General features: G+C 71.7%; 4 protein-coding genes. All 4 read right to left on the bottom strand.

Annotation, left to right across the window (positions count from 1 at the left end):
* Nucleotides 1–648 (bottom strand): orotidine-5'-phosphate decarboxylase (pyrF, locus tag AC2W7A_RS08560; RefSeq protein ID WP_485990989.1); only part of this gene is annotated, 648 nt, incomplete at its 3' end.
* Nucleotides 645–3,971 (bottom strand): carbamoyl-phosphate synthase large subunit, encoded by a 3,327-nt coding sequence (carB, locus tag AC2W7A_RS08555; protein ID WP_485990988.1) that lies wholly within the window; start codon nt 3,969–3,971, stop codon nt 645–647. The genes carB and pyrF, both read right to left, overlap by 4 nt.
* 3 nt (nt 3,972–3,974) lie before the next feature.
* The gene (gene carA, locus AC2W7A_RS08550) at nt 3,975–5,159 is read right to left on the bottom strand and encodes a glutamine-hydrolyzing carbamoyl-phosphate synthase small subunit (protein WP_485990987.1); all 1,185 of its coding nucleotides are present in this window, start codon (nt 5,157–5,159) and stop codon (nt 3,975–3,977) included.
* Nucleotides 5,156–5,641, bottom strand: coding sequence for a PH-like domain-containing protein (locus AC2W7A_RS08545; RefSeq protein ID WP_485990986.1), 486 nt, complete (start codon nt 5,639–5,641; stop codon nt 5,156–5,158). The genes carA and AC2W7A_RS08545 overlap by 4 nt, the downstream gene beginning before the upstream one ends.
* Between the last annotated feature and the right edge of the window lie 156 nt (nt 5,642–5,797).

Here is a 5,797-nt window from a genome sequence, read left to right as displayed (position 1 = left end):
GCCGAACCCCCCGCCGACCACCGAGTTCGCGGCGGGATCGGCCGGCGAGGGACGGGACGTGGCGGGCGACGCCGAGGAGGCGAGGGCGCCGTCGTCGTGCCCCGCATGCTGGACGGAGGCGCCCTCCGGGTTGGAGGTGAGCGCGAGCACGAACACCCCGCGGCCGGTCTCCGCCGCCAGGTCCAGCGCCGGACGGAGCGACTCGAAGCCGAGGTAGGGGCTGAGCGTCACGGCGTCGGTGGCCAGCGGGGAGCCGTCGGACAGCCAGGCCGCCGCGTAGCCGGCCATGGTCGAGCCGATGTCCCCCCGCTTGGCGTCCGCGATCGTGAGGATGCCGGCGTCACGGGCTTCCTCCAGCAGCCGTTCCAGGGCCGCCATGCCCTGGGAGCCGTGCCGTTCGTAGAGCGCGACCTGTGGCTTCAGCGCCGCGACCAGCGGCGTCCCACCGTTCACCGCCGCCTCCAGCGCGGTCAGGGAGAAGACCTCGAGGCCGGCGGCGGTGTCGTCCAGCCCCCAGGCCTTCAGCAGCCCCGGATGCGGGTCCACGCCCAGGCAGAGCGGGCCCACGTCCTGCATGGCCGCCGCCAGGCGCGCCCCGAAGGAGACGCGCCCGGCGGTGCCGGAGACGGTGGCGCCGGTGCCGGTCATGCCCGCGACCCCGCCGCCGTGCGCTCGGACGCCTGGTCGTCCAGGGCGGTCTGCAGCCGCGCCTCGTGCTCCTGCAGGGAGATCACGGACCAGGCGAACTGCCGCTGCGCCTCGATGGCCTGCAGGCAGGCCGCGAACTCGGCCAGGGTGGTGATCACCGGCACGCCCAGCGAGGTGGCCGCGGCGCGGATCTCGTAGCCGTCCGTGCGGGCGTCTCCGCCGGACGGGGTGTTGAGGATCAGGTCCACCGGGCCGGCGTGAAGCTGCTCCAGGACCGTTCCCTCGCCGTCCGGGGCGTCCGCGGCGGCGATCTTCTGCACCACCTCGGCGGGGATGCCGTTGCGGCGCAGCACGTCCGCGGTGCCGCCGGTGGACACGATGCCGAAGCCCAGGTCCACCAGGCGCTTGACCAGGCCCACCATAGAGCGCTTGTCCCGGTTCGCCACGGAGATGAACACGCGTCCGGAGGTCGGCAGCGGTCCCCCGGCACCGGCCTGCGACTTGGCGAAGGCCGTGTCGAAGTGGCGGTCGATGCCCATGACCTCGCCGGTGGAGCGCATCTCGGGGCCCAGCAGCGAGTCCACCACGCGCCCCTGAGCGGTGCGGAAGCGGGTGAACGGGAGCACGGCCTCCTTGACGGCCACCGACGCGTCCATGGGAAGGCTCGCGCCGTCGTAGCGGGACGGCAGGACACCGGTGGAGCGCAGGTCCGCGATGGAGCGTCCCACGCCGATCAGGGCGGCGGCCTTGGCCAGCTGGACACCGGTCGCCTTGGACACGAACGGGACCGTGCGGGAGGCGCGCGGGTTGGCCTCGATCACGTAGAGGACGTCCGAGGCGAGGGCGAACTGGATGTTGATCAGGCCACGCACACCCACGCCGGCGGCGATCTGCTCGGTGGCGGTGCGCACACGTTCCAGCACGTCCGGGCCGAGGGTCACCGGCGGGAGCACGCAGGCCGAGTCGCCGGAGTGGATGCCGGCCTCCTCGATGTGCTCCATGATGCCTCCGAGGTACAGCTCCGAGCCGTCGTACAGGGCGTCCACGTCGATCTCGATCGCGTCCTCGAGGAAGCGGTCCACCAGCATCGGCTGGTCCGGGGTGATCTCGGTGGCGTGCTCCACGTAGGAGGCCAACGCCTCCTCCGTGTAGACGATCTCCATGCCGCGGCCGCCCAGCACGTAGGAGGGTCGCACCAGGACCGGGTAGCCGATGGCGTCGGCCACGCGCTTGGCGTCCTCGAAGGAGACGGCCGTGCCGTTCTTCGGGGCGATCAGGCCGGCGTTGTCCAGCACCCGGGCGAACTCGCCCCGGTGCTCGGCCAGGTCGATCGCCTCCGGCGAGGTGCCGAGGATGGGCACGCCGGCATCCGCCAGCTGCTGCGCGAGCTTCAGCGGCGTCTGGCCGCCCAGCTGCACGTAGACGCCGAGGACGCCGCCGGAGGCCTCCTCCGCCGCGATGACCTCCAGGACGTCCTCGAGGGTGAGCGGCTCGAAATAGAGCCGGTCCGAGATGTCGTAGTCCGTGGACACCGTCTCCGGGTTGCAGTTGACCATGACGGTCTCGTACCCGACCTCGCGCAGGGCCATGGTGGCGTGCACACAGGAGTAGTCGAACTCGATGCCCTGGCCGATGCGGTTCGGGCCGGAGCCGAGGATGATCACGGACTTCGCCTCGTGCGGCTGCACCTCGGTCTCCAGGTCATAGCTGGAGTAGCGGTAGGGGGTGAAGGCCTCGAACTCGGCGGCACAGGTGTCCACGGTCTTGTAGACCGGGCGCACGCCGAGCGCGTGGCGGACGCCGCGGACCACGGCCGGGTCCATGTGGCGCAGCTGCCCGATCTGGGCATCAGAGAAGCCGTGGCGCTTGGCCCGGTGCAGCAGCTCCGCGGTCAGCTGGTCCGCCTCGCGGACCTCGTCCGCGACCTCGTTGATCAGCATGAACTGGTCCAGGAACCAGGGGTCGATCGCTGTGGCCTCGAACGCCTGCTCCAGGGTGGCGCCGGCGTAGAGCGCCTGCTGGGTCTGGGCCAGGCGCTGCGTGGTGGCGGTGCGGGCCTCGGCCAGAAGGGCATGGGGATCCGCTTCCTTCTCGAAGGACAGCTCGGTGCCCTTCTGCTCCAGGGAGCGCAGCGCCTTCTGCAGGGCCTCGGTGAAGTTGCGGCCGATCGCCATGGCCTCGCCCACCGACTTCATGGTGGTGGTCAGCGTCGGGTCCGCGGCCGGGAACTTCTCGAACGCGAAACGCGGGACCTTCACCACCACGTAGTCCAGCACCGGCTCGAACGAGGCGGGGGTCTTGCGGGTGATGTCGTTCGGGATCTCGTCCATGGTGTAGCCCAGGGCCAGCTTCGTGGCGATCTTGGCGATCGCGAAGCCGGTGGCCTTCGAGGCCAGGGCCGAGGAGCGGGAGACGCGCGGGTTCATCTCGATGACCACCACGCGCCCGTCCTCCGGGTTGACCGCGAACTGGATGTTGCAGCCGCCGGTGTCCACGCCGACCTCGCGGATCACGTTGATCGCGATGTCGCGCAGCTTCTGGTACTCGCGGTCCGTCAGCGTCATGGCCGGGGCGACCGTGATGGAGTCGCCGGTGTGCACGCCCACGGGGTCCACGTTCTCGATCGAGCAGACCACCACGACGTTGTCGTTGCGGTCCCGCATCATCTCCAGCTCGTACTCCTTCCAGCCGAGGATGGACTCCTCCAGGAGCACCTCGGAGGTCGGCGAGTACTGCAGGCCGGCACCGCAGATGCGGTGCAGGTCGGACTCGTCATAGGCCATGCCGGAGCCGAGGCCGCCCATGGTGAACGAGGGGCGGACCACCACGGGGTAGCCAAGCTCCCCCACGGCCGCGAGGGCCTCGTCCATGGTGTGCACGATCGCGGAGCGGGCGGACTCGCCGCCGGAGCGCTCCACCACGCCCTTGAACTTCTCGCGGTTCTCACCGAGCTCGATCGCAGCGATGTTGGCGCCGATCAGCTCGACGCCGAACTTCTCCAGCACGCCGTCCTTGTCCAGCGCGATGGCCGTGTTCAGCGCGGTCTGGCCGCCGAGGGTGGGCAGGACCGCGTCCGGGCGCTCCTTCTCGATGATCTTGGCGACCACCTCGGGGGTGATCGGCTCGACGTAGGTGGCGTCGGCCAGCTCCGGGTCCGTCATGATCGTCGCCGGGTTGGAGTTCACGAGGACGACGCGGACACCCTCCTCCTTCAGCACGCGGATGGCCTGGGTGCCGGAGTAGTCGAACTCCGCGGCCTGGCCGATGACGATCGGGCCGGAGCCGATGACCAGGACGGAGTTCAGGTCGGTGCGCTTGGGCATGGGTCAGGCTCCTTCGACGGTGCGGGCGGAACGGGAGTCACGGTGCTCGGTGAGCAGGGCGACGAAGCGGTCGAACAGGCCGAGCGAGTCATGCGGACCCGCGGCGGCCTCGGGATGGAACTGCACGGAGAAGGCCGGTCGGTCCAGCAGGCGCAGGCCCTCCACGACGTCGTCGTTGAGCGACCAGTGCGAGACCTCGACCCGACCGAACCGGGACTCGGGGGCCTCGACGACCTCGCCTCGCGGGGCGTCCACGGCGAACCCGTGGTTCTGCGAGGTGATCTCCACGCGGCCGGTCTCCTTGTCCATGACCGGCTGGTTCGGGCCGCGGTGGCCGAACGGCAGCTTGTAGGTGCCGAAGCCGAGGGCACGTCCGAAGATCTGGTTGCCGAAGCAGATGCCGAAGAACGGCAGCCCGGCGTCCAGGACCTCGCGCAGCACCTCCACCTGCCGGTCCGCCGTGGCCGGGTCTCCTGGACCGTTCGACAGGAAGACCCCGTCCGGGTCCACCGCCCGGATCGCGGCGAAGTCGGCCGTGGCCGGCAACACGTGGACCTCCACGCCGCGCGCGGCGAGGTGGCGCGGGGTGGCGGCCTTGATGCCCAGGTCGAGGGCGGCGATGCGGGCGAGCGGCTCTCCGGCCCAGCCGTGCTCGGCCGGGGAGACCACGTGGGCCTCGGAGGCGGAGACGGACTCGGCCAGGGACTGGCCCTTCATGGCCGGCTGGGAACGGACCTGCTCGAGCAGCTCGGCCACGGGGCGCTCGGCCTCCGCACCGGAGAACACGCCGGCCTTCATGGAGCCCTCGGTGCGCAGGGTACGGGTGATCGCCCGGGTGTCCACGTCCTGGATGCCCACGATGCCCTCGGCCTCGAGCTCCTCGTCGAGGGAGCGCTCGGAGCGCCAGTTGGATGGGCGGCGGGCGGCGTCGCGAACCACATAGCCGGCGACCCAGATCGCCCGGGACTCGCGGTCCTCGTCGTTGACGCCGGTGTTGCCGATGTGCGGCGCGGTCTGCACCACGATCTGACCGGCGTAGGACGGGTCGGTAAGGGTCTCCTGGTAGCCGGTCATGCCGGTGGTGAACACGGCCTCGCCGAGGGTGGCGCCGCGGGCGCCGTAGGCGCGGCCGCGGTGGACGCTGCCGTCCTCGAGCACGAGCAGCGCGGGATCGGTGGTGGGGCTCATCGGGCGTCCTCCTGTGCGGCACCGGCGGTGGCGGTGCGGTCGACGATGGTCTGCAGGGCGTCCAGCAGGGCACGGCGGTCCTGCGGGTCGCGGGGGCGGAAGGCGGAGGTGACCTCGGTGCCGCCGAGGTCCCAGGTGAAGGCGACCAGTCCGTCGGGCTCGACGAACTTGCCGACCATGCCGCCGGTGGTGCCGCACCCGCGGAGGGCGGCGGCGGGCACGAACACGTTGTCCACGCGCGGGCGGAGCACGGCCACGCCGGCGTGGTCGCCGGCGGTGTGCACCTCGAGTCGGGCGCCGGAGCGCACGCCCAGGTCGTGGGCGGCCAGCCGCTCGAGGCGGTCCTCGCCCAGCACCGTGCCGACGTACATGCCCTCGGAAGCGGCGGCCGGCTCGGAGTCGTAGAGCGCGGCGGGCACGGCCTCCGGTGCGGGGATCCCGGACTGACGGCGCCTGCGCGCGGTCCAGCCCCAGAGGATCAAGGCGAACAGCAGGACGATGACGCCCGCGGTCCAGCCGATGATCGCCCCGTAGTGCTCGGAGTAGTCCTTCAGCGGCCCGGCCGGCGGGCACCCGGGGCGGACCCCCGGCGGTCACGAGTGCGGCCGGCACGGCCGCGGCGGTCGGCGCGCTCACCG

The sequence above is a fragment of the Micrococcus sp. LASM2_SD2 genome (assembly GCF_057364565.1).
Note: the sequence above shows the minus strand (reverse complement) of the source record. Positions and strands in the feature narration are given on the sequence as shown.